Origin of the sequence: Vibrio sp. D3, from assembly GCF_043995865.1 — a bacterium.
In the GTDB taxonomy this organism is placed as follows: domain Bacteria; phylum Pseudomonadota; class Gammaproteobacteria; order Enterobacterales; family Vibrionaceae; genus Vibrio; species Vibrio diabolicus.
The window spans coordinates 1,420,071-1,446,214 of the sequence record NZ_CP171887.1; the positions used below are offsets into that span (position 1 = coordinate 1,420,071).

23 protein-coding genes, 2 tRNA genes and 1 pseudogene are annotated in these 26,144 nt (G+C 43.6%); 14 read left to right on the forward strand and 12 right to left on the reverse strand.

Translation table 11 applies throughout. The features are described from left to right. Positions 1-3: 3 nt before the first annotated feature. From oppB to ACHFJ9_RS14580, 3 genes are all read right to left on the reverse strand, one after another. On the reverse strand, positions 4-924 hold the full coding sequence (gene oppB / locus ACHFJ9_RS14570) for an oligopeptide ABC transporter permease OppB (RefSeq protein WP_005377838.1): 921 nt from the start codon (positions 922-924) through the stop codon (positions 4-6). Between the two features lie 144 nt (positions 925-1,068). Further along, entirely contained in the window at positions 1,069-2,679 is a 1,611-nt protein-coding gene (locus tag ACHFJ9_RS14575) for a peptide ABC transporter substrate-binding protein (protein WP_395357267.1), read from the reverse strand. A 260-nt stretch (positions 2,680-2,939) separates the two neighbouring features. After that, positions 2,940-4,046: a M20/M25/M40 family metallo-hydrolase gene (locus tag ACHFJ9_RS14580; protein WP_170891377.1), complete on the reverse strand. Its 1,107-nt coding sequence runs from the start codon at positions 4,044-4,046 to the stop codon at positions 2,940-2,942. 539 nt (positions 4,047-4,585) lie between these two features. Between ACHFJ9_RS14580 and hppD the strand changes: the two genes are divergently transcribed. The 8 genes from hppD (at position 4,586) to ACHFJ9_RS14620 (ending at position 10,196) form a co-directional block, all read left to right on the forward strand. Beyond that, the gene (gene hppD, locus ACHFJ9_RS14585; protein ID WP_005377835.1) at positions 4,586-5,659 is read left to right on the forward strand and encodes a 4-hydroxyphenylpyruvate dioxygenase; all 1,074 of its coding nucleotides are present in this window, start codon (positions 4,586-4,588) and stop codon (positions 5,657-5,659) included. Beyond that, entirely contained in the window at positions 5,652-6,782 is a 1,131-nt protein-coding gene (locus tag ACHFJ9_RS14590; protein ID WP_005388948.1) for a homogentisate 1,2-dioxygenase, read from the forward strand. Before hppD ends, ACHFJ9_RS14590 begins: the two co-directional genes overlap by 8 nt. 9 nt (positions 6,783-6,791) lie before the next feature. After that, positions 6,792-7,829, forward strand: a complete 1,038-nt coding sequence (locus ACHFJ9_RS14595; RefSeq protein ID WP_395357270.1) for a fumarylacetoacetate hydrolase family protein — start codon at positions 6,792-6,794, stop codon at positions 7,827-7,829. 21 nt (positions 7,830-7,850) lie between these two features. Next, positions 7,851-8,519, forward strand: a complete 669-nt coding sequence (gene maiA, locus ACHFJ9_RS14600) for a maleylacetoacetate isomerase (protein ID WP_395357272.1) — start codon at positions 7,851-7,853, stop codon at positions 8,517-8,519. Positions 8,520-8,713: 194 nt separating this feature from the next. Next, positions 8,714-9,373, forward strand: a complete 660-nt coding sequence (locus tag ACHFJ9_RS14605; protein WP_256894944.1) for a DUF2726 domain-containing protein — start codon at positions 8,714-8,716, stop codon at positions 9,371-9,373. A gap of 119 nt (positions 9,374-9,492) precedes the next feature. Continuing rightward, entirely contained in the window at positions 9,493-9,831 is a 339-nt protein-coding gene (locus ACHFJ9_RS14610) for a hypothetical protein (RefSeq protein WP_005377830.1), read from the forward strand. A gap of 179 nt (positions 9,832-10,010) precedes the next feature. Next, a tRNA-Val gene (locus tag ACHFJ9_RS14615) sits at positions 10,011-10,087 on the forward strand. 32 nt (positions 10,088-10,119) lie between these two features. Then, positions 10,120-10,196, forward strand: a tRNA-Val gene (locus tag ACHFJ9_RS14620). Positions 10,197-10,334: 138 nt separating this feature from the next. On the opposite strand, the gene ACHFJ9_RS14625 is transcribed toward ACHFJ9_RS14620, so the two are convergent. Beyond that, the gene (locus ACHFJ9_RS14625) at positions 10,335-10,631 is read right to left on the reverse strand and encodes a YkgJ family cysteine cluster protein (RefSeq protein ID WP_074191235.1); all 297 of its coding nucleotides are present in this window, start codon (positions 10,629-10,631) and stop codon (positions 10,335-10,337) included. Between the two features lie 231 nt (positions 10,632-10,862). Then, a pseudogene (locus ACHFJ9_RS14630) lies at positions 10,863-11,300 on the reverse strand (DUF3291 domain-containing protein); the annotation flags it as partial. 388 nt (positions 11,301-11,688) lie between these two features. Between ACHFJ9_RS14630 and ACHFJ9_RS14635 the strand changes: the two are divergent. Then, entirely contained in the window at positions 11,689-13,185 is a 1,497-nt protein-coding gene (locus ACHFJ9_RS14635; protein ID WP_395357275.1) for an EAL domain-containing protein, read from the forward strand. A gap of 173 nt (positions 13,186-13,358) precedes the next feature. Here the strand turns inward: ACHFJ9_RS14635 and ACHFJ9_RS14640 are convergent, their stop codons facing one another. Then, on the reverse strand, positions 13,359-14,246 hold the full coding sequence (locus ACHFJ9_RS14640) for a DMT family transporter (RefSeq protein WP_005393452.1): 888 nt from the start codon (positions 14,244-14,246) through the stop codon (positions 13,359-13,361). 110 nt (positions 14,247-14,356) lie between these two features. Here ACHFJ9_RS14640 and ACHFJ9_RS14645 point away from each other — a divergent pair, with 110 nt between their 5' ends. The 5 genes from ACHFJ9_RS14645 (at position 14,357) to ACHFJ9_RS14665 (ending at position 17,070) form a co-directional block, all read left to right on the forward strand. Continuing rightward, complete coding sequence (locus tag ACHFJ9_RS14645) at positions 14,357-14,839, forward strand: MarR family winged helix-turn-helix transcriptional regulator (protein WP_395357277.1); 483 nt, start codon at positions 14,357-14,359, stop codon at positions 14,837-14,839. A gap of 24 nt (positions 14,840-14,863) precedes the next feature. Next, positions 14,864-15,217 (forward strand): MmcQ/YjbR family DNA-binding protein, encoded by a 354-nt coding sequence (locus tag ACHFJ9_RS14650; RefSeq protein WP_005393450.1) that lies wholly within the window; start codon positions 14,864-14,866, stop codon positions 15,215-15,217. Positions 15,218-15,294: 77 nt separating this feature from the next. Next, a complete protein-coding gene (locus ACHFJ9_RS14655; RefSeq protein ID WP_301656766.1) occupies positions 15,295-15,729 on the forward strand; it encodes a DUF962 domain-containing protein in 435 nt (144 codons plus the stop codon). Between the two features lie 209 nt (positions 15,730-15,938). Further along, a complete protein-coding gene (locus ACHFJ9_RS14660) occupies positions 15,939-16,250 on the forward strand; it encodes a hypothetical protein (protein ID WP_046874879.1) in 312 nt (103 codons plus the stop codon). A gap of 205 nt (positions 16,251-16,455) precedes the next feature. Next, the gene (locus ACHFJ9_RS14665; RefSeq protein WP_114322405.1) at positions 16,456-17,070 is read left to right on the forward strand and encodes a sugar O-acetyltransferase; all 615 of its coding nucleotides are present in this window, start codon (positions 16,456-16,458) and stop codon (positions 17,068-17,070) included. A gap of 44 nt (positions 17,071-17,114) precedes the next feature. Here ACHFJ9_RS14665 and ACHFJ9_RS14670 read toward each other — a convergent pair whose 3' ends face one another. From ACHFJ9_RS14670 to pilW, 6 genes are all read right to left on the reverse strand, one after another. After that, positions 17,115-18,206, reverse strand: coding sequence for an outer membrane protein (locus tag ACHFJ9_RS14670; protein WP_395357280.1), 1,092 nt, complete (start codon positions 18,204-18,206; stop codon positions 17,115-17,117). Between the two features lies 1 nt (position 18,207). Next, positions 18,208-18,684: a hypothetical protein gene (locus tag ACHFJ9_RS14675; protein WP_005393443.1), complete on the reverse strand. Its 477-nt coding sequence runs from the start codon at positions 18,682-18,684 to the stop codon at positions 18,208-18,210. A gap of 9 nt (positions 18,685-18,693) precedes the next feature. After that, positions 18,694-21,861: a response regulator gene (locus ACHFJ9_RS14680; RefSeq protein WP_395357281.1), complete on the reverse strand. Its 3,168-nt coding sequence runs from the start codon at positions 21,859-21,861 to the stop codon at positions 18,694-18,696. Positions 21,862-22,018: 157 nt separating this feature from the next. Continuing rightward, a complete protein-coding gene (locus ACHFJ9_RS14685; RefSeq protein WP_301948856.1) occupies positions 22,019-24,178 on the reverse strand; it encodes a GGDEF domain-containing phosphodiesterase in 2,160 nt (719 codons plus the stop codon). After that, positions 24,178-25,107 carry a phosphate/phosphite/phosphonate ABC transporter substrate-binding protein gene (locus ACHFJ9_RS14690; protein ID WP_065646792.1) on the reverse strand — a complete coding sequence of 310 codons (930 nt, stop codon included), beginning with the start codon at positions 25,105-25,107 and terminating at the stop codon, positions 24,178-24,180. The genes ACHFJ9_RS14685 and ACHFJ9_RS14690 overlap by 1 nt, the downstream gene beginning before the upstream one ends. Positions 25,108-25,376: 269 nt before the next feature. After that, positions 25,377-26,102, reverse strand: coding sequence for a type IV pilus biogenesis/stability protein PilW (gene pilW / locus ACHFJ9_RS14695; protein ID WP_053807335.1), 726 nt, complete (start codon positions 26,100-26,102; stop codon positions 25,377-25,379). Positions 26,103-26,144: the final 42 nt, after the last annotated feature.

Here is a 26,144-nt window from a genome sequence, read left to right on the forward strand (position 1 = left end):
CTCCTAAACGCGTATACGAGGGTCGATAATCGTATATAGCAAGTCGACCACAAGGTTAAAGAAGATAGTGAGTGAAGCGACAATCAGAGTAATGCCCATTACTAGGCCGTAGTCGCGGTTGAGAGCCCCAGACACAAAGTGTTGTCCCATGCCACCTGTACCAAAGAAAATGTCGATAATTACCGAGCCTGTCACGACAGACACAAACGCAGGGCCGAGCATCGCAACAACGGGAATCAGGGATGGTCGCAAAGCGTGATGGAATAAAATGTAGGTTGTGGACAAACCTTTGGCTTTTGCCGTTCGAATGTATGGTTGGTTGAGCGTTTCAATCATTGCGCCACGCATGACGCGTGCAATACTCGCAATGGAGCCAATCGCCAGGCTGAGCACGGGAAGAACAAGAAAAGCCAGCTTTCCTCCTTCCCAACCACCAGCAGGGAACCAGCCGAGCTGAATAGCGAAGATCATGACTAAAACTGGAGCAAGCACGAAAGCCGGAACCACAACTCCAGTCATCGAAAGTGTCATCAGGCCGTAATCTAGGCGGCTATTTCGGTTCAATGCCGCAATGGTGCCAAGTAGCATGCCAAGTGGAACGGAGATACAAAAAGAGAGTACGCCTAATACTGCTGAAACAGGCCATGATTGTGCGACGAGCTGTGTAACACTGAAGTCTTGATAAACGAAGCTCGGACCAAGATCCCCTTGTATGAAATTACCAATGTAAATCCAAAACTGAGTAAGGAAGGGCTGGTCCAAATGGAATTTTGCTTCGATATTCGCACGTACCACTTCTGGCATAGGCCGTTCCATATCAAATGGCCCCCCTGGTGCAATGTGCATCAGCCAAAATGATACGAGTGCGATGAATAGAAGCGTGGGGATAGCGATAGCTAATCGCTTAACAATGTACCAAATCATGATCCATCATCCTTTGGTCATCCGAAATCACTTCGAACGGTTATGAATAAAAAATGGTCTGAGCTCAGGTTGCCTTCTCCACCGAGAGATATGAGGAACGGCAAGTAAACATTGAACTTGCCGACTCAGACCGAAAACATGCTTTTAGTGGGCTTTTACATAGACATTCTTGCGGTAGTACGACGACTCAGGGTTTGTCAGTTCGTAGCCGCCCACGTAAGGCTTGATGAGGTATTGATCGTTACCCGGACGATAAATAGGAATAATGGCCATGTCTTCAATCAGCATGCTTTCTGCTTGTAGATACAGTTCTGATGGATTGCTCATGGTCTTTGAGCGAGCCATTAACTCGTCGTATTGCGGGTTGTTATAACGAGAATCGTTGTACTCGCCATTAGAAACAAAGATATCTAACCACGTAGAGGCTTCATTGTAGTCGGCCGTCCAGCCGCCGCGAGTAATGTCGGTCGGCTCTTTAAGTGCGTAGAACACTTTCGGTTCTAGCTGTTTTATTGTGACTTGCGCACCCAAACGGCTTTTCCACATACCTGCCATGGTCGTTGCCATTTTTACGTCCATCGAGAAAGTTGGCACGGTAAACGTTAACTTAAGCGGATTGCTTTTATCGTATCCAGCTTCTGACAGTAATTGTTGCGCTTTTTCGATACGTTTATGACGGTTCCAAGTTGCGAACTCAGGAGTGTGAGATTTAAAACCATCTGTTTGAGGTGGCACAAGGGTATACATTGGAACCCCACCGTTTCTCAAGATAGCACTCGTTAACAGTTGACGGTCAATGGCATATGATAGGGCTTTACGGACCCGTACGTCTTTTGTTGGTCCTTGTTGAGTGTTGAGGTAATAGAATGTGGAGCCAAGAGACGCACTGGTGTTTGCCACTTCTTGTGGGCGTTGTTGAATTAACTTTTTCTTCTGAGCGGCAGGAATGGAAACCGCTTGGTCTATCTCACCGGCTAGGTAGCGGTTTAGCACTACGTTTGCATCACCAATTGGTAGCCAGGTGACTTTTTCCAGCACTACATTGCTTGCGTCCCAGTAATGTGGGTTTTTAACCATCACCATTTTTTCGTTAACTTTCCATTCAGAGACAGTAAACGCCCCATTTGTAACGATATGCTCAGGCTGGGTCCAACGGTTGCCATGTTTTTCAACGGTCGCTTTATGAACGGGTGCAAGCACTGGATGACTTAATAGTTTCGTAAAGAAGGGAATCGGCTCTTCGAGTGTTACCTGGAACGTTGTTTCATCCAGCGCCTTCACGCCCAAAGACTCGGGTTCTGCTTCGCCCTTCATAATGGCTTGTGAGTTTGTGATATTTGGAATGGCCGCAAACCAAGCGTACGGTGAAGCAGTGCTCGGATTCAGTAAGCGTTGCCAGCTGTAGACAAAATCTTGCGCAGTGACCGTTTCGCCATTTGACCATTTTGCATCACGTAAGTGGAAGGTATAAACCGTATTGTTGTCATTGACTGACCAAGACTCAGCAACACCAGGAATGGTTTTACCTTGCTTATCTTGAATTACCAGGCCTTCAAATAGGTCTCGACCGAGATTAAAAGCGGGCTCTGCGGCTTGCTTGGCTGGGTCAATAGAAGTAACTTCAGCCCCATTGTTTAGCGTAATTTCTTGTGTCTCATCGAGGGTCACACCTGCGGGATACGGCGCGGCATAGCTTGATGTTGCCAGTATTGGGCTCATCATCGATGCTAACAGAAGCAACTTAGGTAATTTCATCCTTGTCTCACTCTTTTCATCCTGAAAGATGCTAGAAATGTATATTGTATAAATTATCTACACAATCGAGTTTTAACAATGTTGTAACAGGGTGCCAAATGTTGGGCTATTTGGTATCAAAAAGTGAGCTGGGGGATTGATATGGAGCTGGTGCTAAGTCTGCATTACGGGGTAGGCTTTGTTTCGCGCAAATAAAAAATCCCCTTCAAGCGCGCGCTAAAAGGGGAGGGTAGTTCGTCTGCTCTTCAAAAGGTACGACGTTAACTGACTAGGAAATGTTTTACGAACTCAGTGATTTTGACCATATCACTTACCGCGATAAACTCTTCTGTCGTGTGTACTTTTGCCATGCCAGTTGAAAGATTGACCGTTGTGAGACCTTTCTTGTTAAAGTTGTTAGCATCGCTACCGCCGCCAGTGCCTTTTGTGAAAGCCTCAATTCCCAACTCTGCAAACGCCGCTTTTATAGCGCTAACGTGTGGGTGGTTTTCTTCAATAACAAAAGCGTCGTAGGCTCGGCTAGATTCAATGTCGACTTCTGCACCGTGTTTTTCACAGACAGACTCTAATGTTGAGATCATATGATTGACCTGAGCATCTAGTTTATCGCCATTCAGGGAGCGTGCTTCTGCGACGATTTTTAATTCAGGCATAACAATGTTTGTGGCCTGACCGCCGTTAACCATACCGATGTTGGCTGTCGTTTCTTCGTCGATGCGCAGCAGCTTCATTTGGTTGATAGCATCAGCCGCCACCATGATCGCACTGATGCCTTCTTCTGGCGCAAGCCCTGCGTGTGCTGGTCGACCTTTGATTTTTGCCATGATCTTTTGCTGGCCTGGGGCTGCGGTCACAATGGTGCCAATAGGGCCGCCCGTGTCTAACACGATTGCTTCCGTTGAATTGACATGTGACATATCGAAGTATTGTGAGCCGAATAAGCCGCCTTCTTCATACACGGTGAAAGCAAGCTCTAACGTTTTGTGCTCAAGGTTTTCCGCTTGAATACAACGAACGGCTTCCATGATGGCAGCAATACCAGATTTATCATCGCCACCAAGAATCGTATTGCCTTTTGAACGGATAACGCCGTCTTCGATGATTGGCTCAATGCCAATGCCCGGTGTGACCGTATCCATATGACAGCTCATTAGGATAGAGCCGTCTTTTTTGCCGTCTAAACGGGCGTACAGGTTAAAGCCGTTAGAAATGTGCTCAGGCACTGGAAGTTTGTGCACGGTAAAGCCTAGCTCGCCTAGCTGTTCTGCCAGTGTTTCTGCAATTTGTTTTTCGTTTTTTGATTCGCTGTCGATACGTACTAGTTGGCAAAAGTGTTCAACTAGGCGTTCTTGATTGATGTGTGTCATTAGATGTCTCTTTTTCTGATCGAGCGTGAAGCACTGTGGCTAGGGCTCGATAGGGAACAGAGCACCACTTATGGCACAGTTACTTTTGAATAAAACTGAGGTGAATCAATAAAGGAGTATCCATGACACGATTCTGACCGATGAGCCTTTCGAACTGTATGAAGCGTCACGAAACATTACTTTTGATGTTTTGCAGGATCAAATGAATAAATCGGATAGAGATAGGGTGCAATAGACTTTCCATCCCCTTTTACTTTTTGAGCTACGTTGCCAAGATAAAATGCCAAAGTAACAACTTGTTTACATTTTGTGTGTTGGCGTAAAGCCGAAAATATCAATCTAATATATTGAAAATAAGCAGTTTGTTTAATGTTTACGAAAGTGGGTTCGATGTGCCTACTGTGTGTAACATATATTTTACAATTGTGCGTAAAAATCGCCAAGGTAAAGATTTCTCCCCACGTATTCCAATTTCTCAAGACCTGCGCCAAGTTAGAAAAATAAGTCCAAACAAAAGCTACTGAGACAAGGAGAAAGTCATGGTTGATGCATATAATCCACTAGGAACAGACGGATTTGAGTTTGTTGAATATACCGCTGCAGACAACAAAGGCATTCAACAGCTTAAAGATCTGTTTATATCGTTAGGTTTTGCGGAAATCGCAAAGCATCGCTCAAAAGAAGCGTGGTTATATCGACAAGGTGACATTAGCTTTATTGTGAATGCGCAGCCGCATAGCCAAGCTGAGGGATTCGCCAAAGTTCACGGTCCGTCGGTTTGTGGCATGGCATTTCGCGTGAAAGACGCCACCGTTGCTCTGGCGCATGCGTTAGAGAATGGCGGTAAAGAATATAAAACGGAAATTGGGCCGATGGAGCTTAGCATTCCTGCTATTTATGGCATCGGTGAAAGCTTGCTTTATTTTGTCGATCGTTATGGAAAGCAGAGCATTTATGATGTCGATTTTCGTTTTTATGATGATGCTGATGAGCGTTTATCAAAAGCGAATGTTGGTCTTTACGAAATCGACCACTTAACGCACAACGTCAAGCAAGGCAACATGGATGTCTGGTCTGGTTTCTATGAGCGCATTGGTAACTTCCGCGAAATTCGTTATTTCGATATCGAAGGTAAGCTGACTGGTCTTGTCAGCCGTGCGATGACCGCACCTTGCGGCAAAATCCGAATTCCTATCAATGAGTCGTCAGATGATAAATCACAGATTGAAGAGTTTATCCGTGAATACAATGGCGAAGGTATTCAACACATCGCATTGACCACAGACGACATCTACGAAACGGTCAAAACCTTGCGTGAGCGAGGCATGGACTTTATGCCAACGCCAGATACTTATTACGAGAAAGTCGATCAGCGTGTTGAAGGCCATGGTGAAGATGTAAGCAAGCTTCGTGATTTGCAGATTCTTATTGATGGTGCGCCAACGAAAGATGGCATCTTGCTACAAATCTTTACTCAAACCGTTATCGGCCCTGTGTTCTTCGAAATCATCCAACGTAAAGGCAATGAAGGCTTTGGCGAGGGTAACTTCAAAGCGTTGTTTGAATCGATAGAAGAAGACCAAATTCGCCGAGGAGTATTGAGCGATGCATAAATGGATCACATTCCCTCACCGGGAGGGAGTGTGCTCTAAACAAGCGCATGCTGACTTCCCGGAAGAGGCAATTTATGAACGTGAGGCAGGTCGAAGTGGTTTCTTCGGCCCCGCAACACACTTTCATCATCAACATGCCCCAACGGGATGGTCTGAGTGGGAGGGCGAGCTACGTCCACGAGCGTTCGATTTTAATCTAGTCGAGAAAGCCAGCCATATTACCCCATGGGCAGTCCCGCATCTATTACACAACGCGAATTGTAAAGTTCGTGTTTGGCGTATGGATGAAAAAATGGACTTCTTGGTTAGAAACGCGGATGGCGACGAACTGCTATTCATCCACCAAGGTACGGCAGATCTCTACTGTGATTATGGTCATTTGAAAGTGAGCGAAGGGGATTATGTCATGATCCCACGCTCAACGAGCTGGCGTTTAGAGCCAAGCGAGCCGATGTTCATTCTGATGATCGAAAACACCGATGCGGCTTATACATTGCCCGAAAAAGGCATGGTTGGAAACCACGCGGTGTTTGATCCAGCGGTTTTGGAAACGCCGTCGATCAACGATCAGTTCCGTGCTCAATATTCTGAGAATCAAACACAGGTTCAGGTGAAACGCCACGATAAAGTCAGTGTTATCACTTACCCATTCAACCCGTTGGATGCGATTGGCTGGCATGGTGATTTGGCGGTGGTAAAAGTGAATTGGCGTGATATTCGTCCACTTATGTCACATCGTTACCACTTACCGCCTTCTGCACATACTACATTTGTAGGAGCAGGATTTGTGGTGTGTACCTTCGTCCCTCGTCCAATTGAAAGTGATCCTGGAGCGCTCAAGGTACCGTTCTATCACAACAATGACGATTATGACGAAGTCTTGTTCTACCATGCAGGTGATTTCTTCAGCCGTGACAACATTGAAGCAGGCATGGTGACATTCCATCCAGCAGGATTTACACATGGCCCTCACCCGAAAGCTTTCAAAGCAGGGCGAGAGCATAAGAAGACTTTTACCGACGAAGTCGCGGTCATGATTGATACGCGTCACGCACTTCAGTTTTCGGATGAGCTGGAAAAAGTAGAAAACAAAGAATACGTCTATAGCTGGCAAGAGAAGTAAGAGGCAAGGATGAAATTAGCAACCAAGAAAAATGGCACTCGTGACGGTTTGTTGATGGTCGTGAGTAAAGACTTAACGCGCTGCGTACCTGCGACAGAAATTTTCCACCCAATGAATTTGGCAGCGACGATGCAGGTTGCGCTTGATAACTGGGATATGCTAGCACCGCAACTGGAAGAGCTATATGTTGCACTGAACAATGGCACAGTTGCAGGGTATGAAGAGTTTGAAGCGCACTACTGTGAGTCGCCGCTTCCTCGCGCTTATCAGTGGGCTGATGGCAGTGCTTACGTAAACCACGTTGAGTTGGTTCGAAAAGCTCGCGGCGCTGAAATGCCAGAGAGTTTTTGGACGGATCCGCTGATGTACCAAGGAGGCTCTGATGCCTTTATTGGACCTTGTGACAACATCGAGTTTGCGAGTGATGAATGGGGTATTGATTTCGAAGGTGAAGTTGCTGTGGTAACTGGTGACGTACCAATGGGCGCGAGTGTTGCAGAGGCTCAGGAGTCGATTCGTTTGATCATGCTGGTGAATGATGTCTCACTGCGTGGCCTAATTCCCGCAGAATTAGCTAAAGGGTTTGGTTTTTTCCAATCTAAACCTTCTTCTGCGTTTTCTCCTGTGGCAGTAACACCTGACGAACTAGGCGAAGCGTGGTACGAAAACAAAGTGCATTTACCATTGGTCTCGACATACAACCACAAGCCGTTTGGTCGCCCAAATGCGGGTATCGATATGACGTTTGATTTTGCAGACTTAATTGTTCATGCGACTAAAACGCGCCCGCTATCTGCTGGGGCGATTATTGGTTCTGGCACGGTATCTAATAAGCAAGGCACCGAACATGGCACTTCGATTGAGGAGGGTGGCGTTGGCTATTCATGTATCGCGGAAGTTCGTATGATTGAAACCATTCGTGATGGTAAACCGTCGACTAACTTCATGTCGTTTGGCGACTCAATCAAACTGGAAATGTTCGATGCGGATGGCAACAACATCTTTGGTTCGATTGACCAACAAGTTAGCCAATATCTCAAGCATTAAGAGCGCCAGTTGGGAGACGATATGAGCGATAGCATGGTTTTGTACGGATATTGGCGATCATCGGCGGCGTATCGTGTGCGTATTTGTTTGAATCTTAAAGAGTTATCGTATGATTCAAAATCGGTACACTTGGTGCGCAATGGTGGCGAACAACACAGTGACGAGTACCATGAGTTAAACGCTTCTGAACTGGTTCCTGTGCTGGTGGATGGGGAGGTTCAGTTAACCCAGTCACTGACCATCATTCAATACTTAGAAGAACACTATCCGGATGTCACTGTGATCCCCGAGCAAACGCCGCTTCGATACCAAGCGCTAGCTTTGGCTCAGGATATTGCAATGGAGATTCATCCCCTGAATAACTTAAGAGTTCTACAGTATTTAGAGGGGGAGTTAGCTTGCGAGCCAGAGCGCAAAGTCGCTTGGATTCATCACTGGATCCACAAAGGTTTTACGGCATTAGAAGAGAAACTTCAGAAGCATCGTAAACTAAATGGTGATTGTAAGTTTAGCCTGACAAGCTCGCCATCTATTGTCGATATTTGTCTGGTACCACAATTTTATAACGCACAACGCTTTGGTGTAGATACTTCTCTTTACCCAACCATTAACGCTGTTGTGCAAGCATGTAATCAATTGCCTGCTTTTATTGATTCGATGCCAGAGAATCAGCCAGACGCTAATAGTTGATTCTTAGCATCATAATGTACTAACAAAATTTAAACGAGCCAATCAGAGTGTGTGATTGGCTCTTTTTTATTGGGGAGCAAAATTTTCTGTTTCTCGCTATCGTCGTGGCTCCTCAAAATTGCGAGGTTTTGTTGCTCTGCATAGCATTTCCATTTACGCTTTGAGCAACGAGTTGTTTTGGATGCACTTTATTTATGACCAACATTTTTATCATTGTTGTTCTTCTGGTTTTATTCTTCTTTGTTATTCAAAAGTACGTGATTAAGCACGACGACACGCGTGATTATCCTTATCGCTCGAAAGGTCCTCTGCTCAGAGGTCAAGAGGGTGCGTTCTATAATGCGTTAAGAGCGGCGGTAGGGGAGCATGCCGTAGTATTCGCGAAAGTAAACATGTCCAGTTTGGTTACGCCAAAAGAAATCAAAAATAAGAAGCAGTTTTTTGTCGCGAACAATCGCATATCTCGAAGTTATTTTGATTACGTTATTTGTGATCCTAGGACGCTAGAGCCGCGTGTGATCGTTGAATTGGATAACGGGCAAGAGTTAAGCAAGGGCAAGGTAGAAAGACAAAAGTTACTGATCCATGTTTGTAAGACGGCAAACCTACCTTTAATCGGCGCTTCGATAAAGCACAGTTATCAAGTTGGGCGATTACGTCGTTTGCTTGCGGCACACATTGATTTGATTGAGCCCGATAAAGAAGTGCGTTTTTGTAAAAAATGCGGCAGTCCGATGATCATTAAAACCGCAAGCCAAGGTGAGTTCAAAGGGAGACGTTTCTTTACTTGTAGCCGTCAGCCGAATTGTACATACACCGAAAATTATAATGTTGTGTTTGAGGCGGACGACTAAACACGATAATTAACCTGCAGAAATAAGGGGCTTTGATTAGAGATGATCAAAGCCTTTTTTGTATCTGTCCTCAAGGCAAGACCTATACTTTGAAAAAGAGTGCAGAATAGGGCAGCCATATGCGATACGGATGGATTTTATCGGCGTTGTTCATCGCATCGAATGTTAGTGCGATACCTAATTTGAAACCACTGGAGTGTGAATTGACAGAGACACCCCAAGATCATTTCTTGTTTTACCGAGAGCAAATGGTTTACCACAGTGAGCAGTTTGTCATATTTCAAAACTTCAAAGGCAGGGTGAGCACTCAAGTGGACGTCAAAACAGGAGAGTTGATTCGTACAACCTATATCGGCGAACCATTTAAACCTAAATATCAGATTTTGTTCGGCACTTGCCCTAAGGTATCGCAAACCTTACAGATTTGGATGCTCAGTGAAGTGCCTTACGACAATTAAGTGAGATAATAAAAGTTATATAGATCACACTTTTAAACCCTGCAGGCTCAGTCCTTGTCGATAAAATCATCTGAAAACGCGTGTTGAGTTTACATTTTCGCCAAACGGTTCAAAGTTGGTAAATTTGTGCTTGCACCGTCGTTCGCTTATAGCTAATATCCTCGTCGTTCCAGAGAAATGCGTCCGTAGCTCAGCTGGTTAGAGTATCGCCTTGACATGGCGGGGGTCGGTGGTTCGAGTCCACTCGGACGCACCATTCTGAATTGAATGGTTAGGAACACAAAATTTGGGTCCGTAGCTCAGTTGGTTAGAGTACTACCTTGACATGGTAGGGGTCGGCGATTCGAGTTCGCCCGGACCCACCAAATTTTAGAAAAAGCCCACCAAACGGTGGGCTTTTTTGTATCCATAATTTGTTGATACTCAGATTTAAACACCTTACTTTTCCTTTGCACACTTTCTACAAATACTCCGCATTGCCATCAGTGTAAATTTGAGTGGTTTTACAAGAATTTAACTCGTTCATCTAAACATTCATTGGAGCCCATTTCGAATTCGCGGCAAATCCAAGGCCTATTTTCATAAATCGTACACATTAATGTGTCTCTGTCTAAAGCTGCACACCAACCATCATTTAGCCGCATCATGGTTTCGCCTCCATACTGGTCACGTGCAATAAACTCTTCAGGTACGCCAGTATCTGAAATAATCATAACCTCGAGACGGCAACAACAAGCCTTACAGTTAGAGCAAGATACATCAGAGGGCAGGGGAGAGGGAGTTTTAGTTGGTATAATCATGAATAACTACAATTTGGTCAATTGTGCATGGTACCGTAAATTTAACACGAATGAACTTTATTTCTAAAATAGAACACCCTATGAATGATAAACCTAGTGAACGCATTTTATGCGTTCACTTGCGCGCCTTTCCGAGTAAGTCGGTAGAACTGACAGTGATTCACACCAATTAACCTTATAGTCAGTATAAATTTGAACGCGATTTTTTGTTATACACGTACTTTGCACAAGATCTGCTTCTGTAAAGTTTGTTTTAAATGTGAAAGCAAATGGCGTATCTCCGTTTTCGCGCAAATGCTGAAGGCGTAACAAGGCTTCTTGTGGTGTTGGTATATAACCGTCTTCTACCCACCACAGAACATAGCTATCCTCCGCTAAACGATGAAACCATTCGCTTTTTCGGCGCATGAAATCTCTATGACCGGTACGAAACATAAAGTTTTTAAGTGAGTCAGTACTTTCCCAAATAGACATGTTTACAATCATGTTCGGGTCATCAAATAATTTAATGCTTGTTGCATCGCCGGAGTCGTCTTTTAGACGCCAGATAAAGCCTTCACTTTCTTCAGCTATACCATTAATTAAGTCCAAATTGTCTACGAACTCTTTAATTTCTGGTGCATCCAAAGGGTATTTAGCAAGCGCAATATTTAATTGAGCTAATTTCATTTCATGACCCTCCCTGGTCGATAAGCCTGTAATGCTGGTAAAAAGCTCTAAGTAGCTTTTCCTATTTTATCATGCAGTGTGTTGCTAGTGCCTTCAAAGGTCAATTAGAAAGCTAGTGACTGTGGCGAGTCATTGGATGGCAAAAAAGTCGTTTTATACATTGGTTATGTTGAGCATAAGCCCCTCTTTTCTCGCGATTATCGTCGGTAAGTCTCACTCAAGAGAGTTGCTATCTTGGATATGCAGCAGTACTCTCATTTTCTGTGGCAAGCCTTGCGCTTCTATACTTCTTATTGAGATTCGATCCTCACTTTTTGGTGTGTGAACGTGAGATAGTGTTCATGTCACTCTTTAATTTAAGTTGTTTGGCTGAACGTTAGGAGGAACTTTGATTACAAAGATAACAAGAAATGCCATTTTGCTTGGCCTAGTTCCCATTGCAGTTTTTGTTGTGGCTTTTAATTCAATAGCCAATTTTTACATCAGCTATATCAAAGAGACTAAAATAGACACCTATGTCGATTATTTACACCAACGATCCATGTATTTGGATGAGGCGATTGTAAAGCAGGTTTCGCAGTTAGATTTCACGTGCAGTAATAGTGATGTGAGAACATTACGCGACCCACGTTTTTATAATCGTTACATCCGTTTTATTGCGATGGAAACGAATGACGGTAAAACATGCTCCACGATTGGTCGCGAAGTATCTCATTTATCCAATGCGCAACGATTTCAGCTTGGCGAAAACTTTTTTGTATCACTTATTTTACCGGAACACCAAGATCAAGTTGAGTGGATGGTCATTTATGAAAATGAACATGTCGAAGTTATCTGGGTTCTCGATAATAGTTGGGTTAAAGAAGTGATCAAAACGCCTTGTGAAGACTGTTTGTTCGTCGAGTTTATATATGATGAGCCTGTATTTGGAGATTTAACAATAAGTCGAGGAAAACCAGCCATTGCAGCAGAAGAAGCGGCAGTTTCAAAGGAGTTATTCTTCTCGGCTGATTCTCAAGCCAATATGCTCATCAAAATACACAGTGGCGAGAAACTGAAGAGCTATGCTCAGGAAAGAGTCTTTCTATGGGGAGGCCTAGTCAGTGTGCTTATGGGGCTGGCTTTTGCGTTTGTATATGTGTCCAGTAAGAGCTTGAGAAAGTCTATCAAAGGCTTGATCCAGAATGGGATTAATAATGCGGAATTTGTCCCTTATTACCAAGCGATTGTCGATAGCCGTGATGGTGCGACAGTGGGGTATGAAGCACTGATTCGGTGGTCTCGTCGTGAGGGTATGGTGTCGCCAAACATGTTCATTGGCGCTGCAGAAGAAAGTGGTCTGATTGTCCCAATGACGAATCAGCTTATTCGTAAAATCATACAAGATCTTAGTGTATTACCTGAGCATGTGTGGGTCAGTATCAATATTGTTTCTTCCCATTTAGAATCAGGTGAACTCACTAAGTTACTGTCAGAACTGAATTGGCCATGTCCGAAGAGAGTGCATTTTGAGTTGACCGAGCGAATTCCTGTAAAAGATACAGAGGCAGCGAAAAAAGAGATTTTGTATCTGGCGAATAAAGGCTACAAGTTCAAAATTGACGATTTTGGGACTGGGTATGGCGGCTTTTCTTATTTGCAAGATCTGGGTATCCGATGCTTAAAAGTGGATAAGATGTTCATCGATCCAATAGGCTCTGATGACCAAAAATTGAAAGTGTTAGATTCTATTGTCTCGGCAGCAAAGAAAGCGGAATGTGAGATGATTGCAGAAGGTGTAGAGAGCGAGGCTCAAGTCGCGTATTTGGCTCAGCATTCTATTTACCTTATTCAAGGGTATGTCTACGCTAAACCAGAGCCTATTAACAACCTTGCGATGACTTAAAGCAAGGCACAATGGGGCGTATTCATTATTAAAGGTGTCTTTCGGCACCTTTTTTATTGCTGAACCTTTTTGGGTTCACTGTTCCATAAAAAACCTGTTGAAGTCTTAGAATTCAAACAGAGTTTACAGAGAATATGAACGCCCGATTTTAGCATCGGGCGTTAGGATTTTACTTAGGAAGAAAGGGCGGCTTTTTTAGTTTTTAATGAAGCGATCAATTGAGGGAGCAATGACATAACAATCATCCCTAGCATCAAGCTGTATTGGAGAGGGGTGAAAGTCTCACCTAATAGCAGCAAACCTGACACAATGCCAGCAACGGGGTTGGCAATACCACCAAAAGTAAAGTCAACGACCGACATACGCTGCAATAGCCAAACATACATGCCGTAGCCTAATGCAGTGTTCAGAATGATCACCCACAGCAGCCCAAGGGTGTTCGTCATTGATAAGTTTTGAATGGCTGTAACGTATGGCTCTGGATTGTTTATTGCCAGCACGCTTGTTGCGACAGACATAATCACACCACCCAAAATGAGCTGCCATGTTAATACTGTCCACCAATGCATTTTCGTTCCTAGTGACTTCGTTACGCTACTGCCTACCACAATACACATGATGGCGGAGATCATCGCCAGCAAGCCCATAGGGTTGAGCGAAATAGAACTAGGATCAAATAAGAACCAAGCCAAAGCAATCAAAGTCGCTCCACTTATTGCCTGTATTGCGCTTGGCTGGCGCTTATAGACTGCCCAGCCAAACAGCATCGCAAAAACGGGCACTGATACCATACCGACACCTGAGATCGCAGAAGGAAGCGTCAACGCCATGACAAAAATGAGACCAAAGAAGCAAGCGATGTTGATAGTTCCTAAAACAAGCAGCACTTTCCATTCACTCTTTTTCGGGAAAGATGGCTTTATTGCGAGGAGCAAAAGACCCGCAGGCAATGCTCTTAGCGCACCAAGTAAAACGGGAGGCCAGTCCGGAAGCGTAAACTGAGTAACAGCATAAGTTGTCCCCCAAAAAAAAGCCGGGATCATTGCAAGCAAAATGTTCATGTTAAATATCTTTACGTTGAGATAATTAATTGTAAAGATATCGGTAAGGTTACTTTTTGTAAAGTATCTTTATGTTAAAATAAAAATTAAATGACGTTTGGAGAGAAACCATGGACGCAATTGATAGAGTGGTAGAGCAGTGGGCTAAGGAGAAGGCAGAGCTCGACACTGAACCGATGGCAATTATGGGTCGGCTAATGCGAATTGCTAAGCACATGGAGTGTCGGGTCGCAGACCTACATAAGAAGTACGATCTTAAGATGGGTGAATTTGATGTGTTGGCGACACTTCGCCGAGCAGGTTCACCATACTGCCTTACTCCCTCGGCGCTAATTGATTCGATGATGCTCACTTCGGGCGCGATGACGAACCGATTAGATAAACTCGAGAAGAAAGGCTTTATTACCAGAACACACAGTAAAGAAGATAGACGCAGTGTCACCGTTGAGTTAACCGAAAAGGGCTTAACCTTAATTGACAAGTTGATCTTAGAGCATGTGGACGTTCAGCAATCGCTGCTACATGGTTTAGAAGGTAGTGAGAAAGCGCAGGTTAACCAGGCGTTAAGGCTACTATTGCCTTTGTTTGAGTAAAAGATACAGGAAGGGTGGGACGGAATGAGAAGCAAAGAGTTAGAAGGTTATTTAAGTACCTTTATGTGTGCAGAGAGTGATTTCCCATTTGGGCCAGAAGCGCTTGTATACAAAATCAAAGGTAAAATGTTTGCGATTATTGCAGAGAGAAACGGTCGGGAGTATGTCAGCGTAAAAGTAAAGCCAGAAGATGGAGAAGTCTTAACATCGCAGTTTACGGACATCACTCCTGGTTATCACCTAAATAAGCGTCACTGGATAACGGTTTATTTTAATGGTGATGTGGAAGATGGATTGATCCAGGATTTATGTGAACGCTCTTATACTCTCGTCGTTGCCAAACTACCAAAAGTGCAACGAGCATTGCTTGGTCAGTAATAGCTATTACAGAAAAATTCGCACCTTTTCCATCCTCAAGCTATATAAGAATAAGTAGGCGGAAAAGTAGGAATGATATGCGAGCATTATCTGAATGGCTAAAAGAATATGGGGAGAGCCATCAAAACCCCATCAACCAAAAGATTCACACAATCGCAGTTCCGGGTATTTACCTATCTGTGGTCGGTCTAATTTGGTCAATTCCTCAAATCCCCATCTTGGGTTTCGAGTTTAACTGGGTCTGGATTGCTGTCATACCTGTATGGGTTTTCTATTTTCGTTTGTCTCTCAGCGTCTTTATGATGATGTTAGGGTATACATTAGCGTGCATCGGCCTGATATGGTCTTTGGAGGTATTGGCGCTGCCCGTACTGCATATTTCGATGCTCCTATTCGGTGTACTGTGGATATTGCAGTTCATTGGTCACAAAATAGAAGGGAAGAAACCGTCTTTTTTCGAAGATTTGCAGTTTCTTCTTATTGGTCCAATTTGGGTGTTCCGAAAACATTAACTCACTCCTTAATTAACAAGCTGATATCTCCCTGTATTGCACGATCATGCTAGCGTCCATAAGGTCGTAAAATGTGCAGCATGATGTGCCGCTTTCTCATTGCCATGACAAGCATTCGCTTCTGATTCACACTATCATTAGAGTGCAGCTAAAGCCGTTACTTTGCCTGAATGTTTGTGGCTAGTGACATTGTCACTTTGGGGGGATGAATGTACGACCGACAACATAAATATGCCTATTGGCGAGAAGAGCGTAAAAAAGGCAAATGGCATTACATCATGAAGTCTTTTTTTATGATTTGTTGCGCACTATTGCTTGGTAAAGTCATTGGTTTATTCATTTTTGGTGAGCTGCACTCCCTGAGTGATATTTTGGAGCAACTGCCCGCGGATCTTTTTATCATGATGCTAGTGGGCTTCCCGGTTAGTGTTATCGGCTGGTATCACGAGGAGTCGAAGTTTTTCCGAGCGTTACGACGTAAAGAAAAGCGCTTGAAAATGAAACGAGATAAACAAAGCTAACTCTGCATCGAGCTTTGTGTTATTTACTCGTCTGATTCACATATTTCTTTCTAGTTATTCGGTATTTTGCGTTAGGCCTCGCAAGCATGTCATTAAACTTATTGCAAAAAACGACATCATGCATTCTGTTAGCCAATCTTGACAGGAACTCGTATTGCGAGGTGTTCCAGCAGCCTGAAGCTACTGAGATAGAACGGAGGATATTATGGATAGTGAATCAATGCTTCATAGTCAGAAAATATATTTTTGTAATGATGAAGCGTTAGTCGAGCAGCAAACACAGTGTTTAGAAGTTCTTTACGATTACAATCAAACTCGGCCTTCTGAATCTGAAAAGCGTACAGAAATATTACGACGTTTGCTCGGCGCTGTTGGTGACAACTGCTATTTTGAGCCGCCGCTTCGAGCGAATTGGGGGAGGCATACATACGTTGGTGATAACGTGTATGCAAACTTTAACTTAACCCTAGTCGATGATACGTATATCTATATTGGCAATAGCGTCATGATTGGACCCAATGTGACACTAGCAACGGCAGGCCACCCGATTGAACCGGAGCTCAGAAGAGAAGTTGCGCAATTCAATATCCCTATTCATATTGGTGATAATGTATGGATCGGCGCTAACTCAGTGGTATTGCCTGGCGTCAAGATTGGAGAAAACAGCGTAATTGGTGCTGGTAGCGTGGTAACAAAAGATATTCCAAGTAATGTTGTTGCGGTAGGGAACCCGTGTCGTGTATTGCGAGAGATAGGCGAACATGACAAAGAATTCTATTACAAAGAGCGTCAAATCACGCACAACATGTATCAACGATAACAAAGGTAAATGCCCACGGTTTATACGGTGTCAGTATAGAAAAGTTAAAAAACGAAATTTAACATCAGGGTGTAAAGATTGGCGCTGTTATCTTCTGGTATCGATGAAAACGCGCCAGTATCGTTATTGTGGGCGTTAAACTTTTGCCATTCAGCATTCAGTGACACGTTATAATCTAGGTCGTATCTCACCCCAAACAGATAGCTGTCCCCATTTTTTGTATCATTGTTATTAAACTGTTGGCCGTAAACTATATAGGGCGTCAATTTATTCACGTTGTAACCCGTTGTTGCGTACCAAGAGGAGGAAATGTTGCTGGTTTGTCCTTCAGCCATTATCACAAGGTTATCGAGCTCATACCTTACTCCTAGAGAAAACTGGTCAATCGTATTGCCTTTTTCTTTTAGAACCAAACGGTCAATTAACATGGCTCCCCCTTCAGGTGTGGATTGTTTGGTATTGGAGAGAACCGTAGTTTGGTCATAATCGCCATGTAGATAAGAAAAGTTCAAACGGTAGGCATTTCCGCTGAGTGTTAAGTTTATTCCGGCTGTGTTGTCTGATTCGATCTTCAGTTTAGTATCTTCGTTGAGGGTGACATCACTGCTGTCTTTAAACCCTATAAACGGCATTGTAGTAAGCATGATTTGCTCATTGAGGTCGTGATTCCAGCGAATGGATAAACCATTGTAAGCGGTGATGCCTAATATGCTGTCATACACTTCATTTGGTGGTCGAGCTTGGGTAAAAGCGTGACCGACATAATTATACTCAGACATCAAAAACAGCGGCAGCCTCAATCGTCCCCCACGTATCTCTATATTTTTATGGGTATAAGCTAAATATGCCCACTCTAATTGGGGCGAGCTCCAATGATCTTGCGGACGCTTGACTACTTGTGCGGATGCTCGAAATGCCTTGTAAAAGTAATCAAGCTGCAAGCCGAAGGTTGTGTCACAATCGTAGCAGGCTTCATCATGAATAAAGCGGTTGACGAGAACCGTTGTAGAGTTATCGGACTTAGACCAAGATGTCGAACCAAAACCACTCAAAGACAGGTGATCTGATAACTCAATGGTGGCTAAGCTCGGAAAGGCGACAACACTCAGTGATAACATGGTCAAATATTTTTTCATATTAATCCTCCGAGCTCACCACACACAAAATACGAGCATTTCCAGGCACGCTCGAAGCAGGGGCATAACCAATCCGATTGGGCTTTTCTTGCATCCAAGTGATCAGCGCATCAATGCTAGAGTTTGCAATCACTTTGGGTGGTCTCGCTTTGCCTGAAAAAGACAAGCTCGCCCAGTGCGCGTTCATTTGCGCCAAGTTTTTATTGAGAAGGTAGCGATAGAACTCCGCTCTCTCCGCTGATGTCGCTGGCCAGTCAGATAGCTCAATTCTCTGCCCTTGTAAGAGTTGCGTTTTTCCTCTGTACAACTTTCGCGCTTTATTGATGGTTAGGGGCGAGAACTCACTATTAAACGAGAAAACGGCGTAGCTCTCTGCAGCAAGTACTTGACTATCTATGGGTAGAAGGAAAACAACAATGAATAGGTAGCGTTTTATGCAGCGCAAAAGAAAACAGAGGAGAGAAATGTCGCCGCTCATCATCGCTACCTATATCGCATTTTCAATCTGGTACAACAGCTTTTCTCTACGAACAGGCTTGGGTACATAAGCGTCCATGCCTGAATCGAAGCAGCGTTGAATGTCATCATCCACAACACTTGCCGTTAGCGCGATGATGGGAGTCTTAGGAAGACCTTTACTTGCTTCATAGGCGCGTATTTGTCGTGAGGCTTCGAACCCATCCATGATCGGCATCATGCAGTCCATCAAAATGATGTCGAACCCGCCGTCTTTTTGGAACATTTCGACCGCAACCTGTCCGTTTTCGGCCACTTCAAATTGATAACCAGCTTTGGATAAAAGCAGCGAAGCGACTTTTTGATTTACTCTGTTATCTTCGACGAGCAAAATCCGTTCTGAGCGAATAGGCGTCACGGTCGCTTCTGATTGTTCAGCATGCAAGGTTTTTTCATGAGTGTGAGTGGTGTTTGTTGCCAGTCGCTTTTCATCAGAAACAATATTGGAAATGCGTAGTCCAATGGCTTTATCTAATTTCTCTTTCAACAAACCCGCTTTAAAAGGTTTGGGCACATAATCATCCATTCCAACATCAAAACACTTTTGAATGTCATCATCGACTACACTTGCTGTTAGCGCGATAATTGGGATTCTGATCGTCCGTTTTTCTTTTGCTTCAATTTGACGGATCATTTTGGTTGCTTCAAACCCATCCATCACCGGCATCATGCAATCCATTAGGATTAAGCAGTATTGATTCTGTTGAAACATATCTACGGCTTCTTCTCCGTTTACGGCGATATCAAAGTCGAAGCCCGCTTTTGTGACGTGTAATCCAGCGATTTTTTGATTGACGGTGTTGTCGTCGACCACCAAGATTTTTGGGAGAGCCTTAGCATTGAGTGTTGTCGTGTTCTCTTTGTTTGCTTGAGGGAAGTTTGCAGCACAAGTTTCAAGTGCTTTTACTAAGCGCTGTCCTAAGAGGGGTTGAGTGACCAATGCACTAATGCTGTTACCAAAATCACGCTGGGCACTATGAAGGTGTTTAATAAGACAAACTCGAACATTTTGCATGCAAAGTCTTTTCATTTCACCTAGATGCTTGGCTGCGGTATTTGGAGAAGTTTCTACGTTGATAACAATGATGCGCTCGTTATCAATACACGTTGGCAGAGCATCCAGTGTATTTACTGATTGCTGAACATTGATGTGGAAAAAGCTCAACTCGTCACGCAGCTTTTGCTCCAAAGTAGGGTTGTTGCAAACTATCCATATATCGTTGTGATTAAGGGAGTGATAGCCATTGAACTCTTGAGTCACAATTGGAGCCGTAAGTTCGAAGAAAAATCGGCTACCTTTTCCTTTCTCGGATTCAAGCTGAATCTCACCGCCCATCAACTCTACCAGCTGCGTGCTAATTGCAAGCCCGAGCCCTGTCCCTCCAAACTGTCGGGTGGTGGAGTTATCTTCTTGGGCGAAAGGAGCAAATATCTTTTTTTGTTGCTGCTCATCAATACCGATCCCTGAGTCTTTGACTGAAAACTCGATGCTCGCTTCACCATTTTTGATTTCTCTAGTGATGACAGAGAGTTCAACGCAGCCTTGTTCGGTGAACTTTACGGCATTGGACATGAAGTTCATGATAATTTGGCGTATACGGTGATCATCCAACATAACGTGATAGGGCGTATTGCGGCTGATGCTGACTTGAACATCGATGCCTTTTTCTTTCGCTTTCGGGGAAATAATAGAAGCAATATCGTAGATGGATTCACGAACACAGGTTGAATGAGGGCTGATAAGCAACATACCAGATTCAATTTTAGAGAAGTCCAGAACGTCATTTATTAGGCTCAACAGTAATTGCGAGGAGGTTTCTATCGTGTCGACATAATCACGCTGTGTCGCCGTTAGCGGCGTGTCTGACAAAACTTCTGAAATGCCAATAACGCCGTTTAAAGGGGTTCGAATCTCATGAGACATATTTGCCAGAAAGCTACTTTTGGCTTTGCTTGCCTCGATGGCATCATCTTTCGCCTTTTCAGCATCTTCTTTGGCTTGAGTTAACTTTTGTCTTGACTGCTCACGTTCATAACTCAGTTTCTTTACCTCTTTAGCAAACTTACTGAGCTCATCTTTCCCTTTGGTCAACTCTGTCAGTGGTGAGTTTTCATTGTTGTCCTCTTCGTAAGTGTCTCGACTTAAGAATTCGAGGACTAAATTCAAGTTGCCAGTGACCTTACGCACTAACCTCAGTGTCAAACTCACAACCAGCAATGTCACGAGGCTCATTAGCGCAATGAAGCCAATGCGGTGCTGTGTTGTTTCACTGATCGTCTTGGTTATATCCTCAATAAGTTGTCGTTCCATCTGGTCATCAACGTTACGTAATAAACTTAAGCGTTTATAAAGCGCAGACAACCCGTCATCTATTTGAGCGGGGGTCAACACGCTAAGGTTTGATGGCTGCAACAAATTGGCTCGAAATGCTTGGCTTTTAACAAACACATTATCGGTAAAGGTTTCGATGAGGAGGTTGACTTGCTGCTTATTCGCATTAAGTGTGACAAAGCGTTCGAATAGCAGTTGTTGGTTCTGGATTAATGATTGAATACTGGCTTGGATAGCTGGATCGTAAATCTGCCCCTGCTCTGTAGATTCCACCAAGTATTTGCTGAGTCTATGCTCTTCTGTTGACCAAAACATTAACCACTCAAGCTGCATCAATGAGGAGAGGTGAGTGTTGGTTTCATAACTTACATGGCTGAAATAGACTCTATCCAAACTCAAAAGAATCTCTTTGAATGTGTCGGCACGCCACTCAGCTGCATCTAACTTATCTTCTGTATTATTGGACGAGAGCATTGACAGTGTTGCTTCTTCGAAATTCGTGAGCTGATTTAATATATCGGCATTGTCACCAAAAACAGGTGAAGCTGTCTCTTGTAAAGTGTGAACGAGTTGGCGGGTTTCTTGAGCGTTATTCGCGACCTTTGGATCGCTCGTCAAATAATACAATGAGGAAACACGATCTATATATTGGGAGAAGAGTTGTGCTTTTTGAAGTTCTTGAGCTTGGATAGAGAGGTTTTGTACATGTTTGCCCGCCAGAAGCAATAACAATAATATTGGTAGTAGGACCAATCCAAAAAGTTTCTGCTTTACAGACAGGTTGTTCCAAGCAAATATCCCGACCACACGCGTTTCCATATCCAAAGAGTTGATATGAAAAGTGTAGTTTACCTATCTCAAATGTTAGATTTTAAGAGGAAATTCATACTGGCGAGACGGCGAAGTGTGACCAATATTGCAGAACGAATCCCCTTTAATTCAATGAACGCGATAAATTATTCAGTTAAGCATAGTTGCTGGCGGTTGAGTCATCTATTGCTTGGCGTTGTTGCTCAAACTCTATGATTTCTTCTGCCGGCACCGGTCTACCCAAGAAAAAGCCTTGAACAACGTCGCAGTGAAGCGATTCCATCCTTGTTAGTTGGGTCTGGGTTTCTATGCCTTCAGCTACCACTCTCATTCTTAGGTTATGAGCCATGGATATAATCGCACGGACTAATGAATCATCTTGTTCATTGTTTTGGATTTGAGCGATAAATGAACGGTCAATTTTAAGCCCATCAAACGACATTTGTTGTAGGTAGGCGAGGGCTGAGTACCCAGTTCCAAAATCATCTAGCCACACTTCTACGCCGTTAGCTTGTAATTTTCTGAGCACGTACTGCGCTTTCTCAATATCATCAATAAACAGAGACTCTGTCACTTCAACATGAATGGTTTGAGGGGGGACTTGATATTGTTGTAAATATTTCGAAAAGAGCTGACTTAAATCTTGGCGGTAGATCTGCCTAGGAGACAAATTTAATGCGATATGAAAATCAGCAGTGAAATGACCCGCCCATTGTGCTCGCTGGCTAATTGCTGTCTCGATGAGGTATTCACCAAGCTCTAAAATTAAGTCACTTTGTTCTGCAATCGGGATAAATAATTCTGGGCTGATATAACCCTTCTCTGGGTGATTCCACCTAACCAATGCTTCGACACCAATCAACTGGTAGGTGTTGAGGTCGAACTGGGGTTGATACCAAAGCTCGAACTGAGATAAATCACGTATTGAGCGGCGCAGTTCCTTTTCTATGTATAAGCGCTGCTTCACGGTCTCATCAAACGCGGAATCGTATATCGTCATGATATCTTTGCCGCGTCGTTTAGATTCTTGCGCCGCCAGTGAGGAGAGTTGTAAAAGAGACTCTGCGTTTGAGCCAAATTCCGGATACACCGCGACTCCAAGGCTTGCCGTAATTTGAATATCGTTCTCTTCCAAATTAAAAGGAGAAAGCAATTGGCGATGAATATCGTCCGCTTTTTCTCTAGCGTGGAGGCTGTCTTTGCATGGAAAGACCAGCACAAATTCGTCAGCGCCGACTCGGCTTACGATGGTTGAAAGACGGTAAAGAGGCTGGAAGTAACTCGGCAAACGACCTTGAAGTTCTGAGGCGAGATGACCTAGCAATTTATCTCCGATGCTATGCCCGTAGTTATCGTTAATATGTTTAAAGTCATCCAGATCAATAAAAACAACCGCGAGTGAGGGAGATCTGCGGTTCGTTATTTGCTTTTGGATATCAATGAGCAACTTTTCTCGGTTAGGCAGGGAGGTAAGAATGTCGTGATACGCCATGAACTCCACCCGGCTTGTGTATCTGTTCACTTTGTTCGACATTTTGTTATACGCCGAAATAAGATCACCCACTTCATCTTTACTTTTTATATCAGTGATTGGTAGTGCTTGAGTATTTGACTCTGTAAATTGTTCTTTAAGTTGTTTGAGTGGTTTTATTAATGAGCGACCCAAAGCATACGCGATGGCACTTCCGAGCAGAACGGATATCGCACTGATCGTGAGCAGCAAGTTAAACATCTTTTGCTTATCGTTTGAGGTAAGCGCTTGTACTTGATCAATGTTTTGTTCTTTCTCTTCTAATAGATGTGCTAGGTTGAGTTCAAGATACACCGCGCCCAGTGTGATATTCGATTGCTGAATCGGTGCCGCAATTTCTAATTGATGTTTAGAAAAAGAAATGAGAATTCTAGACTCTTCTATTGCTTTTAAAATAAAGCGAGAACGGTAATGAGGCTGGGCAAACATACTCAGCTGAGTCGTACCGTCGTGAAAGATTAGCCCTTCATTATCAACAACGTGTATCTTCGAGACATCTGGTTGGCTTAATGTTGCTTTAATCTGCTCGTATGCTTGGCTGATATTATCCGTATAGAGTGGGTCAAAAAGTTGCTTTGATAATAACTCTGCGTAAACCAATCCTTTTTGCTTGACGTAAGACTCTGTTTTTTCTTGTGAGTTCTCGGTGATTTGGCGGGTTAAGTTATTTGAGTACGTATCGTAACCATGCATATATAGTGCGAGGTTTATCACTACGACAAACAGGACAACAAAAATGGTCGAGCAAATGTATTTAGTTTCGAGTGAGAGTTTGTGGAACATCAATCCACCTTCGGTAACAAGTGAATAGATGTTCGAACGGTATTTAAGGACGCGGACATTTCTGGCGTTAGAGCGGTGATCTTTTTCGTGTTTTGGAACTGTTTAAGTGCTAGGGCACCTTGCTGAGATGCCTCCATACCGAGCAATATTGACGTGATTTTATGTTGCTGATCTTGGCTTAAGGTCGGAGAGGCGAGAATTAAGTCTCTAGGTATTTCTACCGAGCGAGCGAAAATCGTTAGTTTGCCTTTCATGCTTTCTGGAAGATCTTTAGGGTTGCTCCAATTGAAATTGCTGAACGCTCCTGCTGCGACTCTCTGCTTATACACCCATACTGAAAGGTTGATTTCATTCGATTGAGCCAAGTGCTCGTCAAGGAATAAATATCCAATACTGTCTTTGGCTGGTTTGTCATCGGAGGAGGGGAGGTATTCTAATTTCTCCCCTTGATTAAGCAGTGTAATAGCGGGTAAGTAATAGCTGCTGGTGGATGTACGCTTTTCAAAAACAAGTGTTTTTCCGCGCAGGTCAGAAATCGACTCGATACCACTCTCTTTGTGGGTAAAGAATACCGTATGATATTTTTGTAAACCTTTTTTCCAGCGTATGGCAATGGCTTGGCTACCAGACTCTGCCTCGAGGGTCATTGCATTGAAGGGGGTGGCTGTTGCAATTTGAACGGTGCCATTTTCAAGTGCCACCGCGAGCTGGCGATAATTTTTAAATACTTTTACAGCACCCTTGGTGTATCCGTATTCAGCCAAACCATTGGTCACGTACTGCGTGAAAGGCGTCGACTTTTTGATTTTGCTTTGAGCTTTATTGGAAACAATGCCAAACGTGAATGTTTTTTCAATATTTTCTTGTGCACTGACGACAAAAGGCGAACTCAGCAAAGTGAGTGATAACAGAGTGCAGGCAGGTTTCATCCGGCTTCAACTTCCTTCTGGTGCATGTCAGTAATATTTAGCATTTATCAATGCGCCCCAAATCAATAGTAGAAACAGTATGATGTACAAATTTCGTTTTACTAGCGCACTTTTATAACGTGACTTGGTCACTTATTCCGTTCAAATAGTACCGAATTTGAAGTTTATGTACAGGATGAATGTTTCACCGTGGGTTTTAATTCACTGGATTCTTAGTCAAGTTCAGTAGTGTCTGTGAGCGAGTACACCTTCTTTATCATGATGTCGTGTTAAGAAAACCTCTCCAATTGCTTTTGATATTTTTTCTCGAGTGCTTCATTACCTGCTGCACGTTCAAGTTGAATCATGAGCTGTAAAGAGGGTTTCTTAACGCCATACATTTGATTAAATCTCATTAATCGAATTCTGGCTTCAGTGTAATTGCCGCTATCAATTTCTAGCTTGGCCAGCTGCAAAATAGATTTTGGCCTATGAGGGTCATGATCAATAGCTCGGGCGAAGTAGTATTTCGCTTTGTCTTTATCTTGTGACTTCAACGCGCAAAATGCGGCGTTTTCATAACTGGCCGGAATGAGATAGTAATAAGGTTGCTCAATGGCTCGATTAAACATTTGATCGGCTTTCTCGAAGTCACCCCGCTTGCAAAGAAAGGTGCCGTAGTTATTGAGCACGTTACCGTTTTTGGTGTGTTGGCGTAGAGAGCGTTTATACATTTGCTCGGCTTTAGCATCTTCACCAACCGTTTCATAGTAGTGAGCCATCGATAACTGAGCACGATAGTATTGAGGTGCGTGGGTTAAGGCTTGTTGCAAGTTATCATGCGCGCGAATCATATTGCCGCCTTCTAAATAACCTAGGCCAAGTGCGATACGTGATTCTGCCATTGCTACAGGATCGGCTTTAACGACAGGGCTACCATCTTCTTTCACCGTCACGCAGCCCACAAGTGCAAACTGAGAGATTAATAGTAGTGCACCGAGCTTTGTTGTTTTCATTCTTTGTCCCTACATCCCTGAATCTCCCAGCATGATATGAAT

Excerpts from the sequence above, each read along its gene's own strand:
- oppB (WP_005377838.1), bottom strand. The coding sequence starts at position 924 with ATGATTTGGTACATTGTTAAGCGATTAGCTATCGCTATCCCCACGCTT.
- ACHFJ9_RS14575 (WP_395357267.1), bottom strand. The coding sequence starts at position 2,679 with ATGAAATTACCTAAGTTGCTTCTGTTAGCATCGATGATGAGCCCAATA.
- ACHFJ9_RS14580 (WP_170891377.1), bottom strand. The coding sequence starts at position 4,046 with ATGACACACATCAATCAAGAACGCCTAGTTGAACACTTTTGCCAACTA.
- hppD (WP_005377835.1), top strand. The coding sequence starts at position 4,586 with ATGGTTGATGCATATAATCCACTAGGAACAGACGGATTTGAGTTTGTT.
- ACHFJ9_RS14590 (WP_005388948.1), top strand. The coding sequence starts at position 5,652 with ATGCATAAATGGATCACATTCCCTCACCGGGAGGGAGTGTGCTCTAAA.
- ACHFJ9_RS14595 (WP_395357270.1), top strand. The coding sequence starts at position 6,792 with ATGAAATTAGCAACCAAGAAAAATGGCACTCGTGACGGTTTGTTGATG.
- maiA (WP_395357272.1), top strand. The coding sequence starts at position 7,851 with ATGAGCGATAGCATGGTTTTGTACGGATATTGGCGATCATCGGCGGCG.
- ACHFJ9_RS14605 (WP_256894944.1), top strand. The coding sequence starts at position 8,714 with ATGACCAACATTTTTATCATTGTTGTTCTTCTGGTTTTATTCTTCTTT.
- ACHFJ9_RS14610 (WP_005377830.1), top strand. The coding sequence starts at position 9,493 with ATGCGATACGGATGGATTTTATCGGCGTTGTTCATCGCATCGAATGTT.
- ACHFJ9_RS14625 (WP_074191235.1), bottom strand. The coding sequence starts at position 10,631 with ATGATTATACCAACTAAAACTCCCTCTCCCCTGCCCTCTGATGTATCT.
- ACHFJ9_RS14640 (WP_005393452.1), bottom strand. The coding sequence starts at position 14,246 with ATGAACATTTTGCTTGCAATGATCCCGGCTTTTTTTTGGGGGACAACT.
- ACHFJ9_RS14645 (WP_395357277.1), top strand. The coding sequence starts at position 14,357 with ATGGACGCAATTGATAGAGTGGTAGAGCAGTGGGCTAAGGAGAAGGCA.
- ACHFJ9_RS14650 (WP_005393450.1), top strand. The coding sequence starts at position 14,864 with ATGAGAAGCAAAGAGTTAGAAGGTTATTTAAGTACCTTTATGTGTGCA.
- ACHFJ9_RS14655 (WP_301656766.1), top strand. The coding sequence starts at position 15,295 with ATGCGAGCATTATCTGAATGGCTAAAAGAATATGGGGAGAGCCATCAA.
- ACHFJ9_RS14660 (WP_046874879.1), top strand. The coding sequence starts at position 15,939 with ATGTACGACCGACAACATAAATATGCCTATTGGCGAGAAGAGCGTAAA.
- ACHFJ9_RS14665 (WP_114322405.1), top strand. The coding sequence starts at position 16,456 with ATGGATAGTGAATCAATGCTTCATAGTCAGAAAATATATTTTTGTAAT.
- ACHFJ9_RS14670 (WP_395357280.1), bottom strand. The coding sequence starts at position 18,206 with ATGAAAAAATATTTGACCATGTTATCACTGAGTGTTGTCGCCTTTCCG.
- ACHFJ9_RS14675 (WP_005393443.1), bottom strand. The coding sequence starts at position 18,684 with ATGAGCGGCGACATTTCTCTCCTCTGTTTTCTTTTGCGCTGCATAAAA.
- ACHFJ9_RS14685 (WP_301948856.1), bottom strand. The coding sequence starts at position 24,178 with ATGTTCCACAAACTCTCACTCGAAACTAAATACATTTGCTCGACCATT.
- ACHFJ9_RS14690 (WP_065646792.1), bottom strand. The coding sequence starts at position 25,107 with ATGAAACCTGCCTGCACTCTGTTATCACTCACTTTGCTGAGTTCGCCT.
- pilW (WP_053807335.1), bottom strand. The coding sequence starts at position 26,102 with ATGAAAACAACAAAGCTCGGTGCACTACTATTAATCTCTCAGTTTGCA.